Raw genomic sequence first — 19,065 nt, forward strand, 5'->3', positions numbered from 1 at the left:
GAATAAGGCAGCACTATGCATACCCCCATCAAAGATTTAACAGTGAGTGAGCCAAGGAAGAGAACACCCTTTTACGTGGTTTTGGACGGTATAGATGATACTGCCTGCACCAGTATTTAGGTATTTCACCAAATACTGCTAATTTGTATTGAACTTCAATCCTGTAGAAATATTCAGACAAGAGCCTATAATATGCTCCTTGTACTGATTACCTACCGAAAGATATCCAAATGGCACTAAGCGAAGGCCAGAAGAAACGGAAAGCAAAAAAAGCGGTGAAAGGCGTTAAATCTCGCCCTACAGCGCGCCAGGCACGCGCGCGTCTAAAAGCGAACAGCGTTTCAAAATCCCGACAAAGTGAACACGGTGGCCGCGCGCATAGAAGACGGAATGACTAAATCACTTTAATTTACTATCTCGCTCCCTCACTACTCGGCGAATATATAAAAACTCATACACAGCAAATATCAAAATAATCAACGTCACACCAATAACGACAGCCAGATCGTAAAAACCGTTTAAACGCCATTCCCAATAAATATTTCTTAGTGTTGGCCCCCAAATAATCGCCAATACCAACACAATACCGATTGTCACTATATGAACGATAAATTCTTTCACAAATTCCCCCATTAATATCCAATATTTTGAACCTATAGCATACCAAGAGCAACGAACACCCGAGAGTTCCCTTAATGCCAAACATGTGTATTTCTGCGGGGTTCAGGGAAATGTTACAAGATTTCCGGAAAAAAATGCATTTTTGACTTGGCAGCAGATTTTTTTTGAGTATAAAAGCCTCCACACAGCGACGGGCAACCGCTGCTGTTGAAAGATGATCCGCCTTAGCTCAGTTGGTAGAGCAAATGACTGTTAATCATTGGGTCGCTGGTTCGAGCCCAGCAGGCGGAGCCAAATTTCAGGGCTTGGGATTAATTTCCCGAGCCCACTTTAAAAACTAAATCGATGATCCGCCTTAGCTCAGTTGGTAGAGCAAATGACTGTTAATCATTGGGTCGCTGGTTCGAGCCCAGCAGGCGGAGCCAATATCAGAAAGCTGCGATTTATTTCGCGGCTTTCGTTGTTTTTAAGCCCCTATCCTACCGCAAACCGTTTTTTATATTCCCCTGGTGTAAGCCCAACGATTTTCTGAAACAGTTTCCTGAAGGCGCTTGGGTCTTCATATCCCACCTTCCAGGCGATCTGGTTAAATGGCAATACAGACTGCTCAAGAAACCCGCGTGCTTTGTTCACCCGCAAAAGCTGGATATACGCAGTTGGTTTGTGTGTAGTAGCCTTATGAAAACGGCGCAAAAATGTACGCTCCCCAAGCTCTGCCATATCAGCTAGTGTTTTCACGGAAAAAGTTTCCTTATAATGAGCCTGCAACCAATGCTGTACTTTCAGCACAGCTGAATCGCCGTGATCAAATCGTGGCATAAAGCCACTATAATAGCGCTGTTCTCGGCCTGATGGATCAACAAGGAAGAACTTGGCAACTTCCAGCATAACAGCAGCCCCCATAAACTGCTCAATCAACCTTAGTCCAAGATCAACCCACGCCATCACGCCGCCTGCCGTGATTATCTCACCATCCTCAACCAGCAATTTCTCAATTTGCAGATCTACATCAGGATGTGCCTTCAAAAACTCTTCTCTGAGAATCCAGTGGGTAGTGGCTCTTCGGCCTTTCAGTAACCCTGCCTCCGCCAATACAAAAGCCCCTGCACAAATGGAACTGATAAGCGCTCCCCCCTTATGCTGAGCTCTAATCCAGTCATTCTGTATATCCATCGGTGTATTGGCAGCATCTTCGGACAATCGCGGCGGCACAATAAGCGCTGATAACTGACTTGGGGCTTGCCCTTCAGATATATAACCGCACTTCAACTCACCTGTTTCCAAATTGACAAGCCAGTGGCAGACCTGAAACTTCCGTTTTGTATCCGGCATTTGTTCTAAAACAATATTGTTAGCGGCGCCGAACAAGTCAGTAAGCCCATACAGAGAAGAAAGCTGGGAACCTGGATAATTCAACAACCCAATCGGGATAATGTCTACGTCAGAACTAATTGTCACTTTTAAACCTTATAAAGTCAAAAACGCCAATTTCGACTGTGCGCTCATTCATATACTCTGTCCAGAACAAAGCAGCCTTATGGAGAGAAAAAATGACAGAAAAAGAAAAACAGGCAGTACTTGATGCCGTACAAATCGCCAGCGAAAAATGGAAAAATGCATTCAACAGCGGTAATGCAGCTAGTTGTGCCGCAGCTTACGAAGAAAATGCAATCATGAATGCCAAACCTTTCGGCACCTTCAAAGGCCGATCTGAAATTCAGGCTTTCTGGGAAAAGCTAATCGCAGACGGCTTTTCTGACGTTGAATATATTGAGCCCGAACTTGAAGTACGTGATGCATCATCCGCTGTCCTAAAGTCTGGCTGGCGTATGAACAATGCACATGGCGTTATAACCAATGAATTATGGGTGATTCAAAATGATGGCACAGCCCTTCTTCGAGAAGATGATTTTGAAGCACAGGGTTAACAACAAAATGGCCTTTACCAAGTGTAAAGGCCCAAATACGCGCCAAAAGTGCAACAGTGTGTAACAATTAGGCACCAAAATCACAGTTTCCGCTTGTTTGTGCCCCATTTCTTAGCTACTCAGACACTTGTATTTGTTAGTTTTCCTAAAAATTTGAATGTGAGATTTGGCTATGCGCAAAATCCTGCTGCCTTTGCTGGCTTCCACAATGAGCATTTCAGCTTTTGCTGAAGAAGATAACCACTTTTATGCAGGTGTAGAATTTGGTATTTCCACCGCGCTTAAAAGTAACCTAACAGGTGAAGACCTTACTCTCCGTGCAGACAAGCACTGGGGTCGTAACGGTGGTCTGTTTATCGGTAAAAAAATCGATAAAACACGGTTCGAGTTCGAATATATGATCCGCAGCAATACTGTGGACTCATTTGTGGTTGAAGATTCTAATCTTCCTGCCTTCCCTGAGCGTCGTCAGCTGAATGGTGCTGGCCGCCAGAAAACATCAAGCCTCATGGTTAATGCATGGCGCACTTTTGCAACGTGGCATAAATGGGACTTAGACGCAGGCTTCGGTTTCGGTGTGGCTAGAACTCGCCTGGATAATATTCGCCAAGGCGCTAATAATTTTGTTGATGGTAGCGACTGGGCTCCAGCTGTTCAGGCAATGGTTCAAGCTTCTTACCCTATGGGTAAAGGTGCGAACTTCTCACTTGGTTACCGCCTATTCCGCGCGTTTAAAGCAGAATATGACACACCAAACGGTGAATTTTCGCACCGTGCTCGCAGCAATGAATTCTTTGCTCGCCTTAGCTGGAAGTTTGGTAGTAGCTCATCCGCGCCAAGAACAAAGCCCGCAACTGCAGCTCCTGTAGCACAGCCGGCTGCACCTGCTCCAACACCAGTTGAAACTAAGCCCGTTACACAAGTACCAGAAAAGCCGCTGACAGCACCAAAACCTGCTGAACTACCGCTTCCTGGTCCATATATTGTTTACTTTGATTTCGATAAATCAAACGTATCAGCACGCGGCATGAGCACAATCTCGGAAGCAGCCGAAGCTTTCCGTAACTTTAAAGCTGTAGAGATCAAAACAACAGGTAAAGCAGACCGCGCAGGTAATTCAGCATATAATGTGAAGCTTGCTGAACGCCGCACAGCAGCTGTTCGCGCAGCTCTTATCCGTGAGGGTGTACCTGCGAATAAGATTGACGTTCGTTCAACAGGCGAAAACGAACCACGTGTACCAACTGCTGACGGTGTGCGTGAGCAGGAAAACCGTGTTGTAGTGATCGTACTTGTTCGCTAAGCCGCAACAACCAATCATTTTTGAAAAGGGATAGCCAAGCTATCCCTTTTTTTATGCCTTCCCGACAAACTGCTTTAGCAGGCCTTTCAATCAAATCCATGTGTATTTATTTGTAATCGCTGCGGGTTTAGTCTTGCGAAATATTGCAATTACGTTAACCCTAGCGATCTGATTTTTCGGGGAAGGGACAAAAATGTTAAAAACTTGGTTCGAAATCACGCTCTGGAAGCGAATCTTAGGTGCTCTCGTACTTGGTGCGGTTGTTGGTAGCATCTGGGGTGAAGGTGCAGGCAGCATTCGCTGGATTGGTGATGTTTTCATCAACCTTATCCGCATGATTGTTGTACCACTGGTGTTCGTTACACTGGTATCCGGCCTTATCGCCATGGGTGACCCTAAGAAACTAGGCTCACTAGGCTTTAAAACGCTGGCGCTTTATATCGGCACCACCGCTTTTGCGATTGTTATTGGCCTAACAATGGCAACGATTATTGAACCAGGCACAGGTGTTAGCTTCGCAGGCGCTGAACCACGTGAGATTCAAGCAGCACAGTCCCTTCAGGAACGCCTGATTGGTATTATCCCTCAAAACCCGGTAGCAGCGCTTGCCAGCGGCAATATGCTTTCCATCATCTTCTTCGCTATCTTCTTTGGCGCCGCACTTCTGATGGTTGGCGAAAAAGGTAAACCTATTGCCAGCATTATTGATGCAGGCTCAGAGGTAATGCTGAAGATGACCCACATGGTAATGGAAGTAGCACCCTTTGGTGTATTTGCCCTTATCTCTTTCGTGGTCGGCAATGGCGGTATTAGCCAACTTCTAAACGTGCTGCCCCTTGTTGGCGCTTTTATAGCGGGATGCGCTTTACATCTGATTATTACCCACGGCGGCTTAATGAAGTTTGTGCTCAAACTTTCACCAGTGAAATTCTTCAAAGGCGCTGTTGATGCACAAATGGTTGCTTTTTCAACTTCATCCAGCTCTGCCACTCTTCCAGTAACCATGAGTGTTGCTGAAAACAACATGGGTATTAAGCCGCCTGTTGCTTCTTCAGTGCTACCACTTGGTTCCACTATCAATATGGATGGTACTGCGCTTTATGTTGGTATTGTTGCTGTATTTGCAGCGCAGGCGCTGGGGATCAGCCTCGGGCTAACTGAATATGCGCTTATCGCACTCACCACAACGCTTGTATCTATTGGTACAGCGGCTGTACCTTCTGCATCCCTCTTCCTGCTTGCAGCTGTGATGGATGTAATCGGTGTAGACGGCGCGCAAACTGCTATCATCGTTGGTTTCCTATTCCCCTTTGACCGCCCGCTCGATATGATGCGGACAGTTGTAAACGTAACAGGTGACTTGTCTGTATCCACCGCTGTAGCGAAATGGGAAGGCGAGTTTGACGAAGAAGCCTTTAACGCAGACAACGTAGAATAAGCTTAATCTAGCAAAACTGCGGTTTTTGGTTTAAAAGTTCGGCGCTGGGTGCTATAGGCACCCGGCGTTTTTATTGGCTAAGAGCCAATTCCAGAGAATTTACGAGTATAAGATGTCGACGAAGAAAAAAGCTGTAGTTCTGCTTTCCGGCGGGCTTGATAGCGCAACGGTTGTTGCAATCGCAAAAGATCAAGGGTTTGATGTACATGCCCTTTCCTTCAGTTATGGCCAGCGTCATAGCGTGGAATTAACTGCGGCTGATAATGTAGCAAAGCATCTGGGTGTGGTGGAACATAAAACCGCCAATCTTGATCTGCGCACCTTCGGTGGCAGTGCTCTCACAGATGATATCGATGTGCCGAAAGACCGCGAAGAAGAAACCATGGAAGAAGATATCCCGGTAACATACGTGCCGGCCCGTAATACCATCTTCTTGTCCTTCGCCCTTGCATACGCGGAAGTGGTTGGTGCCAAAGATATCTTCATCGGCGTAAACGCGCTTGATTACAGTGGGTATCCTGATTGCCGCCCGGAATATATTGAAGCGTACCAAACCATGGCGCGCCTTGCGACTAAAGCCGGCGTAACGGAAGAGGAACAACTTCATATCCGTACCCCGCTCCTTGAAATGAGCAAAGCAGATATCGTAACTGTCGGCACCAAGCTAGGTGTAGATTATGCCATGACCATCAGTTGTTATGACCCGAACGACAAAGGCGAAGCCTGCGGCCACTGTGACAGCTGCATCTTACGCAAAAAAGGCTTCCGCGAGGCGGAGCTGGACGACCCAACCCGCTATCAGGCATAATTTCCATATGGTCTATACAGTCAAAGAAATGTTTTACACCCTGCAAGGGGAAGGCGCACAAGCAGGCAAGCCCGCTGTGTTCTGTCGTTTCGCTGGCTGTAATCTGTGGACAGGGCTTGAACGTGACCGCCCAAAAGCCATCTGCCAATTCTGCGATACGGATTTCGTAGGCACAGACGGTGAAGGCGGCGGTAAATTCAAAACACCAGAAGAGCTCGCCCAAGCTGTGCTTAACGCGTGGACAGGGGACAAGAGCGGTACACCACTTGTGGTTTGCACTGGCGGTGAACCCCTCCTCCAGCTTGATAAGCCGCTTGTGGATGCTTTCCATACGCTTGGTATTGAGATTGCGGTAGAGAGCAACGGCACCGTTGAACCGCCCGAAGGCATCGATTGGCTTTGTATCAGTCCTAAAATTGGCTCGGAGCTTATTGTAACCAAGGGTCAGGAACTTAAACTGGTTTACCCACAGGATGGCGGGGAGCCAGAGCAGTTCGAGCATATGGAATTCGAAAACTTCTTCCTGCAGCCTATGGATAGCCCTGAGCAGATGGAAAACACAGCCCGCGCTGTGGATTACTGTAAAGCTCACCCCAAGTGGCGCTTAAGTGTGCAGAGCCACAAATATATCAATATCCCTTAAATTACCTATGCCAATCGCCCTCAATGGCTTCCTTGATGTAATTCACCACCAAATCAGGGGCTTCCATAGGAATAAAGTGGGATAAATCAGTTAAATGCACATCTCGCCCAGTTTGAAAAGCATCTGATAGCTTGGACCATGTGGGAGACACTGAAAACGAAAGTGGGTTACCAAACAAACCAGCGGTACGGGCGCGCAGTATAGTTGCCGGGGCTTTTACTCGCCCAAGCGCATTATGAATTACTTTCCCATTATGGTTCAAATAGATCTGCACTTCATGCAGAGGAGAACAAGCAAGTTTATAAACGCCTTTTTCATCAGGACCTAACAGAGCGTGTGCGCAGTAATCTTTAAGAACTCTGTCTTCCCAGTATTTAAAGGGTGCGCGCTTTTTATAGCGCTGATACATGGATTCTGAGCTGTCCCATTCTGTACGCCTACGGCTGACAGGGTGTTTCTCTGGCTTCATGAAACCGTTCGCTAATCCCAGTATTTTATACATAGTCCGCGACATGATAACTGGATCAAGCAGAACAAGCTCCTTCACTCGTTCTGGCATATCAGCGGCAGCCACTGTCGCTAAATATCCACCAATAGAGTGGCCACTAAGTACGGCATTCTTTATATCCAGTTTTTCCAATACGCCCTTGATATCGTCAGCCATTGTCGGCCAATCAACCTTGCCTTCCTTTGAGCTTTCACCATGAAAACGGAGATCAACCACATAAATATGCTGGTCTGGAAGTTGCTCAGCAACATAATCCCAACAGCGGCTGTGAAAGCCGGTAGCGTGCAAAAGAACAACAGGATCGCCCTCGCCCTGCCATTCCCAAACATTCAGGCGTGCTCCATCCACATCAACAAAATGCTGAACTGGCCCGTTTCTCATTCATGTCTCTCCCCAAAGAAAAAGGCAACCAGCGGTGCCGATTGCCTATAATCAATTAGACTGATCTTTATAATTTCAAGCCTCTAACCACGGCCACGATATGTAGGTACACCTTGCTCTGGCACCCAAACATCTTCTGGTGCTTTACCTGTCTGGTAGAAAACATCAATTGGAATACCGCCACGTGGGTACCAATATCCGCCGAAGCGCAACCATTTCGGTTTCATTTCTTCCACAAGGCGCTCTGCAATACCTACCGTACAATCTTCGTGAAAAGCGGCGTGATTACGGAAAGACTGCAGGAAAAGCTTCAAAGATTTGCTTTCAACCAGTTTTTCATCCGGCACATAATCAAGAACCAAGTGGGCAAAATCCGGTTGGCCTGTCACCGGGCAAAGGCTTGTGAATTCAGGGCATGTAAAACGCACCAGATAGTTCGTGCCTTTACGTGGGTTTTCTACATACTCAAGAACCGCTTCTTCAGGGTTTTGCGGCGCGGCACCTTGCTTTCCAAGTTGATCGAGGCCTTCGTAAATACTCTTGCTCATTTTCATTCCTGTAATCTGAAAACATTCTTAGGCACAGCCTATGCGCCTAGTTTTTCCTTGTGTCAAAACAATTCTCTAATCCACGCCTCACTTGAATAAATTTGGTATCGCCCCCATCTATAGAGAAAGATAATTGCTCATACTTAAGCAATTTTAACATTTTTGTTCAGCCTTTATTAAGGCAAACCCTGTAGGGTGATAGATAACAGTTACAAACTGTGGTGCTCGAGAGATGAAAGAAAAGAGGTTTAGAACGAACTGATAAGGAGACAGAAGATGGAAAACACAGAGACAAAAACAGCAAGATTTGCCCCGGGAACAATCATTATCCACAAGAAATATGGATACCGTGGTCTTATTTTCGATGTAGATGCCGTCTATAGCCAATCTCCTGAATGGTACGAAACCAACGTTCCAACCACCACACCAAAAGACCGTCCATGGTATCATGTGTTGGTGGATGGTGAGCCTCACACCACATATGTTGCAGAAGAAAACCTCCTGCATTTTGATGACGCAGAAGAATTTGAACATCCGCTCCTAAGCGTGCTGTTCAGGGTTAATCGGCAAGGCGATATGGCCAGCCGAATGATCATTAACTAGTTTCCTCGTTGCTCAAGTGAGCTATGATACCTGGCACCCTTCGGGGTGCCTTTTTTTATGCATTTTGTCGCATTGCATCTAGCGTGAGTTCCCTTAAAAAGAACAGATCATATATTGAGGGAGAGATGAAATGCTTCAATCACCATTAGTTTCCACTGATTGGCTATCAGAGAAGCTGGATGACCAGAACATTGTTATCCTTGACGCATCATGGCACATGCCTGCAACCAGCAGGAAAGCAGGCGAGGAATTCAAGCAACACCATATTCCCGGGGCTCGCTTCTTCGATATTGATGCTGTATGCGATGCATCTGAACCTTTCCCTCACACTGTCCCTACAGTAGATATTTTTGAACAAGCCGTAAGCGCCCTCGGTGTTACAAATGAAGATACAGTGGTGGTGTATGACGACAGTGATGTAAAATCATCTGGCCGTGTTTGGTGGCTCTTCCGCTTGATGGGTCACACACAGGTTTATGTACTGAATGGCGGCCTGAAAAAATGGTTGGCTGACGGAAAGCCAATCTCAACTGACACAAGCAGCTATACTCCATCGTCTTACAAAGCTTCTTTCCAGCCCACGCTCTTTAAATCCAAAGAAGATATGCTAGCGATCTCAAATACAAAATCAGCACAGATTGTGGACGCACGCGGCGCAAGTCGTTTTTATGGCTGTGAAGCAGAACCACGTCCCGGTCTGCGTGCTGGCCACATCCCGGGTTCGCTGAATTTACCTTTCTCAGAGCTTTACAGAGAAGACGGCACGATAAAATCTAAACAGCAACTTACAGATATTCTTGCCGATCGCGCTATTGACCTCAACAGCCCTATTGTCACAAGCTGCGGCTCTGGTGTTACAGCCTGTAATCTGGCTCTTGCGTTTGCAGAGCTAGGCAAATGGGATACGGCAATTTATGATGGTTCCTGGACCGAATGGGGCAGCCTTCATGATTTTCCGATAGAGACAGAATAACCGAGTAATTTATGACAAAAGAAAAAACAGAAACCAAATTAGTAACCTCGGGCCGAAAAAAGGAGTGGACCCACGGCGTGGTAAATCCGCCAATTTACCGCGCATCTACCTGTCTTTTTGAAACATATGCTGAAATGCGCGAACGCTGCGCTGATCCTTCTGCGCGCCACCTGTTTTATGCACGCAAAGGGACACCAACCCAGTGGGCGCTTGCTGAGGCAATGACAGAGCTTGAAGGCGGCGAAGGCACTATGCTGTATCCAAGTGGTATTGCAGCGGTTACAGGCGCCATTATGGCACTTGTTAAACCCGGTGATCATATTCTCATCACTGATAGCGCTTATGATCCAACACGCTCATTTGCGAACGGATACCTGAAACACATTGGTGTTGAAACTACTTATTACGATCCGCTTCTGGGTTCTGACATCGAAACACTGTTTAAAGAAAACACGACGCTTATCGTTACTGAAACACCGGGTTCGCTTACATTTGAGGTGCAGGACTTGCCTGCGATCTGTGAAGCGGCAAAAAAAATCGGCGCTTATGTTATTACTGATAACACATGGGCAACACCGCTGCTTCTTAACCCGCTTGAACTGGGGGCTGATATTTCAGTCCATGCCTGCACCAAATATATCTGCGGCCATTCAGACGTAATGATGGGCAGCGCCACAGCAAACAAACGCACCTTTAAAAAGCTTCAGCAAACCGCATATCAGATGGGCCAGACAGTATCTCCTGATGATGCTGCTCTAACACTCCGCGGTTTACGTACTCTTGGAGTGCGCATGAAAGAACATGAAGAAAATGCACTGAAGATTGCCAATTGGATTAAAGACCACCCGATGGTCGGAGAAGTGCTTCATCCAGCCTTCGAAAACTGCCCAGGCCATGAGATTTGGGCGCGCGATTTTGCTGGTTCCTGCGGCTTGTTCTCGATCGTGCTCAAAGAAGGCAGTTATGAAGATACAGCTGCCATGGTCGACGAAATGAAATATTTCAAAATGGGCTTCAGCTGGGGTGGTTATGAAAGCTTGATCTTGCCAAGCAATCCAGCCACATGCCGCACAGCAACACCTTGGAAAGCAAACGGCCCGCTCCTGCGTCTTCATATCGGACTTGAAAATACCGATGACTTGATAGAAGACTTACAGGCAGGACTAGAAAGATATAGCAAGCATTTAGGGCGTTGATGCTCAACCAGACCGAAATTGATGCATTATTCTTGAGTTTAAGGGTAGCTTTATGGGCCATTGCCCTTGGGCTACCTTTAGCTGTTTTTACCGCTTACCGTATGGCCCGCTCAGACTTTCGCGGAAAATTCCTTCTGGATAGTATGCTTCACATCCCGCTTGTTGTTCCCCCAGTGGTGATTGGCTTCCTTCTGCTAATCGCTTTCTCACATAACAGTAGTTTTGGTGCTTGGCTGAACAGCGTTGGTTTAAACCCATCCTTTCAGTGGCAAGGAGCAGCAATTGCAAGCGGCATTATGGCTTTCCCACTTATGGTCCGCAGTATTCGGCAAGCCTTTGAAGCTGAACCAAAAGAGTATGAAGAGGTAGCACAAACACTAGGCCTTCCCTCATACACCATTTTCCGGCGTATCAGCCTGCCACATGCCCTACCCGGCATTCTTTCGGGATCGGTTTTAGGGTTTGCACGTGCGATAGGTGAATTTGGCGCAACCATTACCTTTGTTGCGAATATTCCAGGCCTTACTCAAACACTGCCGTTGGCGCTCTTTCAGGCGGCACAAACACCGGGCGGCGAAGAAATTGCAGCACGTTTTGCATTACTTTGCCTGATACCAGCTATTGGCAGCCTGATCATTTCAGAATGGTTATCTCGTCGGCATAAGCTGAGGAGCCAGTCATGAGCCTATCCGTCAATCTGAAATGGCAGTTGGGGGCTACAGAAGGCCATGCCTCATTTGAAGTTCAAAGCGGCATTACTGTTCTTATGGGCAAATCTGGCGCTGGGAAAACATCCCTTGCACGCACTATATGCGGGTTGGAAAAGGCTAACGGTCATATCAAGCTTCAAGGGCACGATGTATCGAACCTGCCCCCTGAAGAACGTTCTATTGGGCTCGTTATGCAAAAACCTGCCCTCTTTCCTACTATGTCAGTCGAAGATAATATTCGGCTATCAGCGCAGCTAAAGCAAAAGGATATAGACCAACTTATTGAACTGGCTGATATCAAGCATCTTCTCAAACGCCCCCCCCAGAACCTATCGGGCGGAGAATCCAAACGGGTCGCACTTGTTAGAGCAATCGCCGCAGATCCTAAATTTCTAATTCTAGATGAGCCACTTACCGGCCTCGATACATCTCGTCGTAATGCTATGCTCCGGCTGATTAGGGAAATAAACCGGAAGCATCAAATACCTATGCTACTGATAACCCATCAGCTGGAAGAAATGATTGCGGTTGCAGATAATGCCATTCTTATGGATGCTGGTAGACCACTTCTTTCTGGTTCATTAACTGACATACTAAACGCTTCGGAAACATATGAAGTTCTGGGTCTTAACAGCACTCTTTCTATTATTACTGCCAGCGCGGCACACCGCGAAGATGGATTGCTAGCTGCCGAGATTGGCGGACAAACTATCTGGGTAAAAGATGAAGGGGAAAAAGAAAACAGCACTCTCACACTGCGTATTCTTGCCAATGATGTTGCACTGGCTACATCGCCCGCGGAAAACACCAGTATTCAAAATATCCTTGAAGCCGAGATTACAGAGATAATTCAAACGCCCAAATCAGTAAACGTGCAATGCCGCATTCAAGGCAGTAGTGAGCATATCACCAGCCAAATCACCGAACGCGCCTATAGGAACTTAACGCTTCGCACAGGCCAAAAAATTTATCTATTAATAAAAGCCGTAGCCATTAAAGACGTACACAACAACTAGAAACGTCGGCGGAAACTGAACTGAAGTAGTTTATTCTTTTGTTCAGGATCAACACCAAGCCCTACCCGATTATCACGGTCGCTGTTCACTTGAAGATATTCAGTGAGCAACTGGTTCTTCGCATCAATTCTCCAGGAAAAAGCTACTGTGTAGGCATCGCCATTCTCAAAGTTATTATCGACCTGAATAAATGAATTATCGTCATTATCGAACCAGTCATAACGTGCTGAAAGCCTGAATGGCCCGAAGGTTTTGCTGAGAAGTGCAAAAGCCGCCTTAAAATCTACATCCACATAACGCCGATCGCCCTCAGCAATCACGCCCATTTCCGTTGAGCCACGCATATATTGGCTGATAAACTTGATATCAGAAGGTAGGTTGGCTTCAGCATATACATTTAAGAAGCGGGTATCCCACGCATATTGTTCACCATTAAAGGCTTCAGGGTTACCCCGGTTATCATAATAAAAGGCACCAAGCTGTAAATTGCGGCCATATGAATAATCCAGCGCAGCATAGAAACCCGGTTTGTTATCAAGCTCTCGGATCGGGTTTACATAAGCTGCCTGCCTTAGGAACGAGTCCTCGGTCCCGATAGAAGGAATGGGGGCTAGTGGTACCGTGGAAAAGGCTCCCACTTTTGCATCATGTAACGCCCATCCACGAAAAGCTAAAAGAGAGCCTGCAGGGTCGTTAAATCCGAAAATTGCTCCGGAAAGTGAGACTTTATGATTTTCCGTTTTATATGTAGCGCGTGCCTCAAGCCCAAGTGCTCGGATCTCTTCCCCTACCCAGGCATTAATCGCTGAAGGCGTGATCGTATACGGCGTTGTCCAAGCCGTTGAGATATTTTCCCGCGAGATATGAGGGAAAAATAGTCCTGCTTTATATTCAAAAGACCAGGCAGAAGAAGGTACCGGTTTGTAAGTGACAAATGCTTCAACCAAATCGACAGGCTTATCCTGCTCGCTATCAAACTTGAGATGCGCAAAAGCCTTCCATCCCCACGCAATATCAGCTTTTGCCAATACAGATATCTCAGAAAGTCTTAACTGAGTATTCGCGCTCCCGTCCTCAGAAGCACCGTAGCGGGTTTTCCCCAGCCCACCGTTAAAGAAATCTTCTTCACCAGCAAAAGCATGGGTCAGGCGAAAATCAGCTAAACCCGAGATATCAAGAAAACTGTCTTGTGCGGCCACAGGAAAAGAAAACAAAGTACCTATGGTCAATAAACTCAATACACGCACCATAATATACCTTACTTAAATTTATATTCGTTCAGGAAACTCTCTAAATCACGTGCAGGAAGCGGTCTGCTAATGAAATATCCCTGCAGTGTATCACAGCCATATTCACTTAACATATCGACAGATTGTTGATCTTCTACACCCTCTGCAGTCACCTTAAGTCCAAGGTTATGACCAAGTTCAATTGTTGAACGAACAAGGATTCTATCTTCCTCATTTTCCGCCAGCTTCAATACAAAAGATTTATCAATCTTAATCTCGCTTACTGGCAGTTTTTTCAGGTAGCTTAGAGAACTATAACCGGTACCATAATCATCAATCGACAATGTAAGCCCCATCGCGCTCAGCATGTTCAGAACCTCAAGAGCGCGAGACATATCATGCATCACCGCGCTTTCTGTTACCTCGAGCTTCAGGTTTTCTGGCGGAACTTTATATTCCCTAAGCAGCAGCAAAATTTGCCCCGGAAGGTTCAAGTTCATCAAATCACTGGTAGATAGGTTCACAGCGATAGAAATATTGTGCCCCATTGCATGCCATTTTGCACACTGTGAAATAGCCTCCCGCAATCCCCATTCACTTACATGCCTTACATCACCCGTACGCTCAGCAAACGGGATGAAATCGTCCGGTGGTACAAATCCACGTGTTTTACTGTTCCAGCGCACAAGGGCTTCAACGGAGGTAATTTTACCTTCAGCGAGATCAAGTTTTGGCTGATACGCGAAAGATACTTCGCCAGTATTAAGTGCCTCTCGCAGATCACTCATAAGGGATAGGTTTTGCGCATAAGACGTGCCTGTATCCTGCACATACCAAGCATACCCTTTTGGAGATACCCGGCCTTGATCGAGCGCTGAGTTAGCGTGCTGCATAAGGTGCATAGCGTCTTTGCCGTCATCAGGGAATTTTGCTAAACCCATTTTGATGCTGGCATCCACTGCTACATCAGCAATTTCAAACGGCGTCATAAAGGAATTAATAGCTAACGAGGCAACAACCTCAGCTCCCGCTGCATCCTCAAGAATAAACGCGAAAGATTCTGTGCTAAGGCGCGCTACTTTGGCGTTTGACACCTGTTGTAAGCGCTCGCCAATACCAGATAGCAAATCATTTACATGATCATGGTTCAGTACAGTTCTTAGTTCAAGCAGTTGCTGCACCTCAGCAATAACCAACGCAAATTGCTTCTTTTTTTCAACTGTTTCAATCAGATCTTTTTCAAAGTTATTCCGGTTTGGAAGTCCCGTCTCAGGATCATGAAAAGCTTGAAAACGGATGCGGTCCTGCCTCTCACGTACGGCTTCCACCATGTGGTTAAAGCTTTTCGTAAGATCTGAGATTTCATCGTCTTTTGTTGGAGCAGCAACCTCGTGGAATTCGCCCTGAGCAATACGGTTGGTAGCGCTCGCCAGTTCACGCAGAGGTTTGGTAACACCGCGCGAGATCACCATACTTCCACCAAAAAGGAAAACGAGACCGATCGCCAGAATACCAAGAAGTGTTATCGCAAAATCAGCATAACTGCGTATTTCTTTATCAATCGAATAATAAAGCAGCGTGGAAACTTCATTGCCCTGTGTGGCTGAGCCCTGAAGCTCCATCAACCAGAACATATAATCGTCACCGAGATATGGTGCCCGGAAAACGGCTCCCATAGAATTCAAAATACCGGTATCTAAAAACTGCGCCAATGCACCTTCATCGGAAGAAGAAGCCGCAAGTTTATAGCGGTCATTTTCCTTGTATAGAAACGCGATTTCAAGACCTTCAACAGATAGTTCTTTAATCTCTAGCGCTTCAACTTCATCCAGTTCGATACCGAGTGCAATCCAGGCCTGAAGGTCAGGCGCATAAACAGGCGCTAATACAACCTCGTAAAGACGCCCCTCGGCTTCCATAATAGAAGATGCTGTAGAAGCTGCCTCAGCAAGTTCTTTCAATTCCGCACTCAGGAAAGAGGCCTCCGTGAGCCTTTTCCCCTGCCTGCCAGCATATGTTACAATTTCACCATCAATGTCATATACCATTGAAAAATCAGCATCTACGCGGTTTCCAAAATTGGAAAGTGCTGATTTAACAGTTGGAATATCTTCACTAAGGATTGCTTCCTTAAAGCCAAAATCCTGAGATACTACCTGCACAAGGTCGGTAAGCTTCTCTACTCGCTCATCAACAATAGATTCAAAAACTCGTGCAGCAGAACTTAACTGGTCCTGCACCTGATCACCGACATTTTCATCCAAAGAAGAATAAAAGGCGACAATAATGATACTTTGAACCGCTAAAAACAGCGCAAGATAAACAATCGTTAATCTGGTCTGAAATTTAAACGATGGCATTAGTTATATTCTTCTTCCGATGGTGGATTTTGTTTTTTACGAACCGAACGCAACGCTAATTCAACAGCCTCAGAAGTATCTCCTTCAATCACTACCATCTTTGTAAAGACTGATTTTCGATCCTTTAAATCTGGGTGCCAGACTTCCATTTTATACTGACCTGCTGGCAGACCTTCGAAGCTCACCGTACCATTTGCTTTGGTTTTTTGGTAGATCGGTGCTTCCGTCACATAAACAAACGCCAGCATGTTATCGTGGATATTACAGCCCAAAGCCACAACCCCCGGATTATCGAACAAAATTTCTTTGGACTCGTCTTTACCGTATAGCTTCAGTTGAAAGCGCTTTGTTTTAGAAAAACTGTATACGTGATGGCGGAATTCATCCAGGTTCGGAAATGAAACCTTGGTGCCAGTTTGTACGGGAAGTACGAAAGGCGCAAATAACGTATTCCGTTGCTGCATTTCAGCGGCTTCAGGAGCAGCGAATTTAAAATCAGTTTCAAACTGAGGCGTTAAAGCAACCACCGCATGTTCAACAGATCTATTTTTCGCATCTTTCACGGTTAGTGCAATACTATCCGCATTCGCAACAGTTCCCGCCGAAAGAACGAGAAAAGCGCCCGTTGTAAAAGCTCTAAACAAATTCATCGCCCCAACTCCCAATCCACACAATGTGTTGCTACGTTAGTGGATTTTTCGGCAAAAATCCCAATCAATATTTAGTTATTCCTATGTGAATAATATTACCGAAGAGTAAAGATCAAAAAATCAAGCATAACAATCAGCTAGCGAAATCCCGTAGAACTTCCGTTGAATTGCGGAAACCCTTTTTTTGTGTGTAAGCTTTCCTCTTGAGTCCAACACATTTATCAGGGGGATAAAGATGTTTAAAAATATGCGCTACGCCATTGCTGGCCTTATGGCAACAACAGCTATCACAGCCCTTCCCGCACAAGCTATAGAAACAACTGAACCAGCACAAATTCGCTGGGACCTTACTGACCTTTATAAAACAGAGCGTGACTGGAATAAGGAACGTGAACAGTTGCTTATAGATATTGAAAAGCTTGCTCGTTTTAAAGGTAAACTGACAGAAAGTGCTAAAACGCTAGCTGATGCTTCCGATGAACTATCAGCCATTAACAAGCGCACAGCTCGTATGTTTATTTATGCATCTCTGGGCGGAGATGAAGATCTACGTAACGCAGAAGGCCAGGAAAAACTAAGCCTGGCACGTTCTGTCTTCGCGAAGCTTGGGCAAATTACGTCTTATATGTCACCGGAAATGCAGGCAGCTGGCTCAGAAACTCTGGAAAGATATATCAAAGAAGATAAGCGCCTTGAAAAACATGCCTTTAACATCAGAGACCTGATAAAACGAAAAGAGCATATTCTTGGCGACCAAGCTGAAGGCGTGCTCGCAAACGCTGGTGAAGTGCTTTCAGGGCCACAGCGGATTTACTCGCTTCTTACCACGGCCAGTATTCCGTGGCCAAAGGTAACTATGTCTGACGGCGAGACCGTAGACCTCAATCAATCCATGTACACTAAATACCGCGCGGTACAAAACCGGGAAGACCGCAAGAAAGTATTTGATGAATTCTGGAGCACATGGAAGCAGTATGAAGCAGCTCTCGGCCAAACCCTTGATACCTTGGTGCGCTCTCATATCTTCACAAGTAAATCTCGTAAATACCCTACATCGCTTGATGCAGCGGTTGCAGGTAGCAATGTGCCATCCGATGTGTACCGCGCACTTGTAAAGGCTGCGAACGAGAACCTACCGTCCATGCACCGCTACTTAAAACTGCGTCAGCGCATCATGGGCCTCGAAGACCTGCACTATTACGACATTTACCCGGAAGTAACCCAGCTCGAACGCGAATTCACGCTAGACGAAGCTAAAGCAATGACAAAAGCTTCCTTAAAGCCCTTTGGGGAAGAATATCTTAAAAAATTAGATGAAGGTTTTGCAGGTAACTGGATGCATGTTTATCCGCAACCGGGTAAGCGCTCAGGCGCGTATATGCAAGGCGCTGGTTATGACGAACACCCTTATGTTCTCTTGAACTATAATAGTGGTTTTGAAGATGTCTCCACCTTCTCTCATGAATGGGGCCATGCGGTGCATACTATGCTTGCCAAGGAAAACAATCCTTACGAAACATACAGCTATCCAATTTTCACAGCGGAACTTGCTTCAACAACAAATGAGGTTCTCTTGCAAGAACATATGTTGGCAAAAAACCTGAGCGATGCAGAGCGGCTTTATTATATCGATCGCGCACTCGAAAGTTATCGTGGTACTTTCTTCCGCCAAACCATGTTTGCTGAATTTGAACTGAAAATCCACGAACTTGCAGAGGCTGGCGAAGCCCTATCTGGCTCCAAGATGACAGAAGTGTACCTTGATCTTCTTAAAAAATATCATGGCCACGATGAAGGCGTTATGAATATTGATCCGCTTTATGCGATTGAGTGGGCTTATATCCCGCATTTCTATTATAATTTCTATGTGTATCAGTATGCGACAAGCATTTCAGGAGGCACCATGTTTGCCGAACGTATGCTAAGCGGTGACGAACAAGCAGATGATGACTATCTAAACGTACTCAAAGCTGGTGGCAGTAAATACCCACATGAAATGCTGAAAGATGCGGGTGTAGACCTTACTTCAAGTGCTCCATATGACGCACTCATCGCTCGTATGAACCGCCTGATGGATGAAGCTGAAGTTATTCTTAAGCGCATGGGGAAATAATCCCTGCGTCAGCTTGCAAACAAAAAAGGCCGGGGAA

Annotated in this window: 19 protein-coding genes and 2 tRNA genes; 14 read left to right on the top strand and 7 right to left on the bottom strand. The window is 46.1% G+C overall.

Going from position 1 to position 19,065, the window contains the following annotated elements:
* Window positions 1–230: 230 nt before the first annotated feature.
* Window positions 231–398: a hypothetical protein gene (locus tag KFE96_RS12770; RefSeq protein ID WP_247020526.1), complete on the top strand. Its 168-nt coding sequence runs from the start codon at window positions 231–233 to the stop codon at window positions 396–398.
* A 1-nt stretch (window position 399) separates the two neighbouring features.
* Here the strand turns inward: KFE96_RS12770 and KFE96_RS12775 are convergent, their stop codons facing one another.
* On the bottom strand, window positions 400–621 hold the full coding sequence (locus tag KFE96_RS12775; protein ID WP_255832949.1) for a hypothetical protein: 222 nt from the start codon (window positions 619–621) through the stop codon (window positions 400–402).
* Between the two features lie 218 nt (window positions 622–839).
* Here KFE96_RS12775 and KFE96_RS12780 point away from each other — a divergent pair.
* A tRNA-Asn gene (locus KFE96_RS12780) sits at window positions 840–915 on the top strand.
* A gap of 55 nt (window positions 916–970) precedes the next feature.
* Window positions 971–1,046, top strand: a tRNA-Asn gene (locus KFE96_RS12785).
* A gap of 49 nt (window positions 1,047–1,095) precedes the next feature.
* Here KFE96_RS12785 and KFE96_RS12790 read toward each other — a convergent pair.
* The gene (locus tag KFE96_RS12790) at window positions 1,096–2,079 is read right to left on the bottom strand and encodes a GlxA family transcriptional regulator (RefSeq protein WP_255832950.1); all 984 of its coding nucleotides are present in this window, start codon (window positions 2,077–2,079) and stop codon (window positions 1,096–1,098) included.
* 92 nt (window positions 2,080–2,171) lie between these two features.
* On the opposite strand from KFE96_RS12790, the gene KFE96_RS12795 reads away from it, so the two are divergent.
* The 5 genes from KFE96_RS12795 to queE all read left to right on the top strand — a co-directional run bounded on the left by KFE96_RS12795 (window position 2,172) and on the right by queE (window position 6,741).
* Window positions 2,172–2,549 (top strand): nuclear transport factor 2 family protein, encoded by a 378-nt coding sequence (locus KFE96_RS12795; protein WP_255832951.1) that lies wholly within the window; start codon window positions 2,172–2,174, stop codon window positions 2,547–2,549.
* A 172-nt stretch (window positions 2,550–2,721) separates the two neighbouring features.
* The gene (locus KFE96_RS12800; protein ID WP_255832952.1) at window positions 2,722–3,852 is read left to right on the top strand and encodes an OmpA family protein; all 1,131 of its coding nucleotides are present in this window, start codon (window positions 2,722–2,724) and stop codon (window positions 3,850–3,852) included.
* Window positions 3,853–4,045: 193 nt separating this feature from the next.
* Window positions 4,046–5,290, top strand: a complete 1,245-nt coding sequence (locus KFE96_RS12805) for a dicarboxylate/amino acid:cation symporter (RefSeq protein ID WP_255832953.1) — start codon at window positions 4,046–4,048, stop codon at window positions 5,288–5,290.
* Between the two features lie 97 nt (window positions 5,291–5,387).
* Window positions 5,388–6,098 (top strand): 7-cyano-7-deazaguanine synthase QueC, encoded by a 711-nt coding sequence (gene queC, locus KFE96_RS12810; RefSeq protein ID WP_370650591.1) that lies wholly within the window; start codon window positions 5,388–5,390, stop codon window positions 6,096–6,098.
* 7 nt (window positions 6,099–6,105) lie between these two features.
* Window positions 6,106–6,741 (top strand): 7-carboxy-7-deazaguanine synthase, encoded by a 636-nt coding sequence (gene queE / locus KFE96_RS12815; protein ID WP_255832955.1) that lies wholly within the window; start codon window positions 6,106–6,108, stop codon window positions 6,739–6,741.
* A gap of 1 nt (window position 6,742) precedes the next feature.
* Here the strand turns inward: queE and KFE96_RS12820 are convergent, their stop codons facing one another.
* Window positions 6,743–7,630, bottom strand: coding sequence for an alpha/beta fold hydrolase (locus tag KFE96_RS12820; RefSeq protein WP_255832956.1), 888 nt, complete (start codon window positions 7,628–7,630; stop codon window positions 6,743–6,745).
* A gap of 83 nt (window positions 7,631–7,713) precedes the next feature.
* On the bottom strand, window positions 7,714–8,178 hold the full coding sequence (queF, locus tag KFE96_RS12825; protein ID WP_247020544.1) for a preQ(1) synthase: 465 nt from the start codon (window positions 8,176–8,178) through the stop codon (window positions 7,714–7,716).
* A 276-nt stretch (window positions 8,179–8,454) separates the two neighbouring features.
* Here queF and hspQ point away from each other — a divergent pair, with 276 nt between their 5' ends.
* The 5 genes from hspQ to KFE96_RS12850 all read left to right on the top strand — a co-directional run bounded on the left by hspQ (window position 8,455) and on the right by KFE96_RS12850 (window position 12,676).
* The gene (gene hspQ, locus KFE96_RS12830) at window positions 8,455–8,781 is read left to right on the top strand and encodes a heat shock protein HspQ (RefSeq protein WP_255832957.1); all 327 of its coding nucleotides are present in this window, start codon (window positions 8,455–8,457) and stop codon (window positions 8,779–8,781) included.
* 130 nt (window positions 8,782–8,911) lie between these two features.
* A complete protein-coding gene (sseA, locus tag KFE96_RS12835) occupies window positions 8,912–9,754 on the top strand; it encodes a 3-mercaptopyruvate sulfurtransferase (RefSeq protein ID WP_255832959.1) in 843 nt (280 codons plus the stop codon).
* An 11-nt stretch (window positions 9,755–9,765) separates the two neighbouring features.
* Window positions 9,766–10,950, top strand: coding sequence for a cystathionine beta-lyase (gene metC / locus KFE96_RS12840; RefSeq protein ID WP_255832960.1), 1,185 nt, complete (start codon window positions 9,766–9,768; stop codon window positions 10,948–10,950).
* The gene (gene modB, locus KFE96_RS12845) at window positions 10,950–11,633 is read left to right on the top strand and encodes a molybdate ABC transporter permease subunit (RefSeq protein WP_255832961.1); all 684 of its coding nucleotides are present in this window, start codon (window positions 10,950–10,952) and stop codon (window positions 11,631–11,633) included. The genes metC and modB overlap by 1 nt, the downstream gene beginning before the upstream one ends.
* Window positions 11,630–12,676 carry a molybdenum ABC transporter ATP-binding protein gene (locus KFE96_RS12850; protein WP_255832962.1) on the top strand — a complete coding sequence of 349 codons (1,047 nt, stop codon included), beginning with the start codon at window positions 11,630–11,632 and terminating at the stop codon, window positions 12,674–12,676. The genes modB and KFE96_RS12850 overlap by 4 nt, the downstream gene beginning before the upstream one ends.
* Here the strand turns inward: KFE96_RS12850 and KFE96_RS12855 are convergent.
* From KFE96_RS12855 to KFE96_RS12865, 3 genes are read right to left on the bottom strand one after another with little or no spacing between them, the layout of a single operon-like run.
* On the bottom strand, window positions 12,673–13,914 hold the full coding sequence (locus tag KFE96_RS12855) for a hypothetical protein (protein WP_255832963.1): 1,242 nt from the start codon (window positions 13,912–13,914) through the stop codon (window positions 12,673–12,675). The genes KFE96_RS12850 and KFE96_RS12855 overlap by 4 nt on opposite strands.
* Window positions 13,915–13,934: 20 nt before the next feature.
* Entirely contained in the window at window positions 13,935–16,265 is a 2,331-nt protein-coding gene (locus KFE96_RS12860) for an EAL domain-containing protein (protein WP_247020559.1), read from the bottom strand.
* Window positions 16,265–16,915: a hypothetical protein gene (locus KFE96_RS12865; protein WP_255832964.1), complete on the bottom strand. Its 651-nt coding sequence runs from the start codon at window positions 16,913–16,915 to the stop codon at window positions 16,265–16,267. Before KFE96_RS12865 ends, KFE96_RS12860 begins: the two co-directional genes overlap by 1 nt.
* Window positions 16,916–17,150: 235 nt before the next feature.
* Here KFE96_RS12865 and pepF point away from each other — a divergent pair, with 235 nt between their 5' ends.
* Window positions 17,151–19,028 carry an oligoendopeptidase F gene (pepF, locus tag KFE96_RS12870; RefSeq protein WP_255832965.1) on the top strand — a complete coding sequence of 626 codons (1,878 nt, stop codon included), beginning with the start codon at window positions 17,151–17,153 and terminating at the stop codon, window positions 19,026–19,028.
* Window positions 19,029–19,065 lie beyond the last annotated feature (37 nt).

It is taken from the genome of Kordiimonas sp. SCSIO 12603, assembly GCF_024398035.1.
Taxonomy (GTDB): Bacteria; Pseudomonadota; Alphaproteobacteria; order Sphingomonadales; family Kordiimonadaceae; genus Kordiimonas.

Coding starts and splice junctions, on each gene's coding strand:
- KFE96_RS12770 (WP_247020526.1), top strand. CDS start 231: ATGGCACTAAGCGAAGGCCAGAAGAAACGGAAAGCAAAAAAAGCGGTG.
- KFE96_RS12795 (WP_255832951.1), top strand. CDS start 2,172: ATGACAGAAAAAGAAAAACAGGCAGTACTTGATGCCGTACAAATCGCC.
- KFE96_RS12800 (WP_255832952.1), top strand. CDS start 2,722: ATGCGCAAAATCCTGCTGCCTTTGCTGGCTTCCACAATGAGCATTTCA.
- KFE96_RS12805 (WP_255832953.1), top strand. CDS start 4,046: ATGTTAAAAACTTGGTTCGAAATCACGCTCTGGAAGCGAATCTTAGGT.
- queE (WP_255832955.1), top strand. CDS start 6,106: ATGGTCTATACAGTCAAAGAAATGTTTTACACCCTGCAAGGGGAAGGC.
- KFE96_RS12820 (WP_255832956.1), bottom strand. CDS start 7,630: ATGAGAAACGGGCCAGTTCAGCATTTTGTTGATGTGGATGGAGCACGC.
- queF (WP_247020544.1), bottom strand. CDS start 8,178: ATGAGCAAGAGTATTTACGAAGGCCTCGATCAACTTGGAAAGCAAGGT.
- hspQ (WP_255832957.1), top strand. CDS start 8,455: ATGGAAAACACAGAGACAAAAACAGCAAGATTTGCCCCGGGAACAATC.
- sseA (WP_255832959.1), top strand. CDS start 8,912: ATGCTTCAATCACCATTAGTTTCCACTGATTGGCTATCAGAGAAGCTG.
- metC (WP_255832960.1), top strand. CDS start 9,766: ATGACAAAAGAAAAAACAGAAACCAAATTAGTAACCTCGGGCCGAAAA.
- modB (WP_255832961.1), top strand. CDS start 10,950: ATGCTCAACCAGACCGAAATTGATGCATTATTCTTGAGTTTAAGGGTA.
- KFE96_RS12850 (WP_255832962.1), top strand. CDS start 11,630: ATGAGCCTATCCGTCAATCTGAAATGGCAGTTGGGGGCTACAGAAGGC.
- KFE96_RS12860 (WP_247020559.1), bottom strand. CDS start 16,265: ATGCCATCGTTTAAATTTCAGACCAGATTAACGATTGTTTATCTTGCG.
- KFE96_RS12865 (WP_255832964.1), bottom strand. CDS start 16,915: ATGAATTTGTTTAGAGCTTTTACAACGGGCGCTTTTCTCGTTCTTTCG.
- pepF (WP_255832965.1), top strand. CDS start 17,151: ATGTTTAAAAATATGCGCTACGCCATTGCTGGCCTTATGGCAACAACA.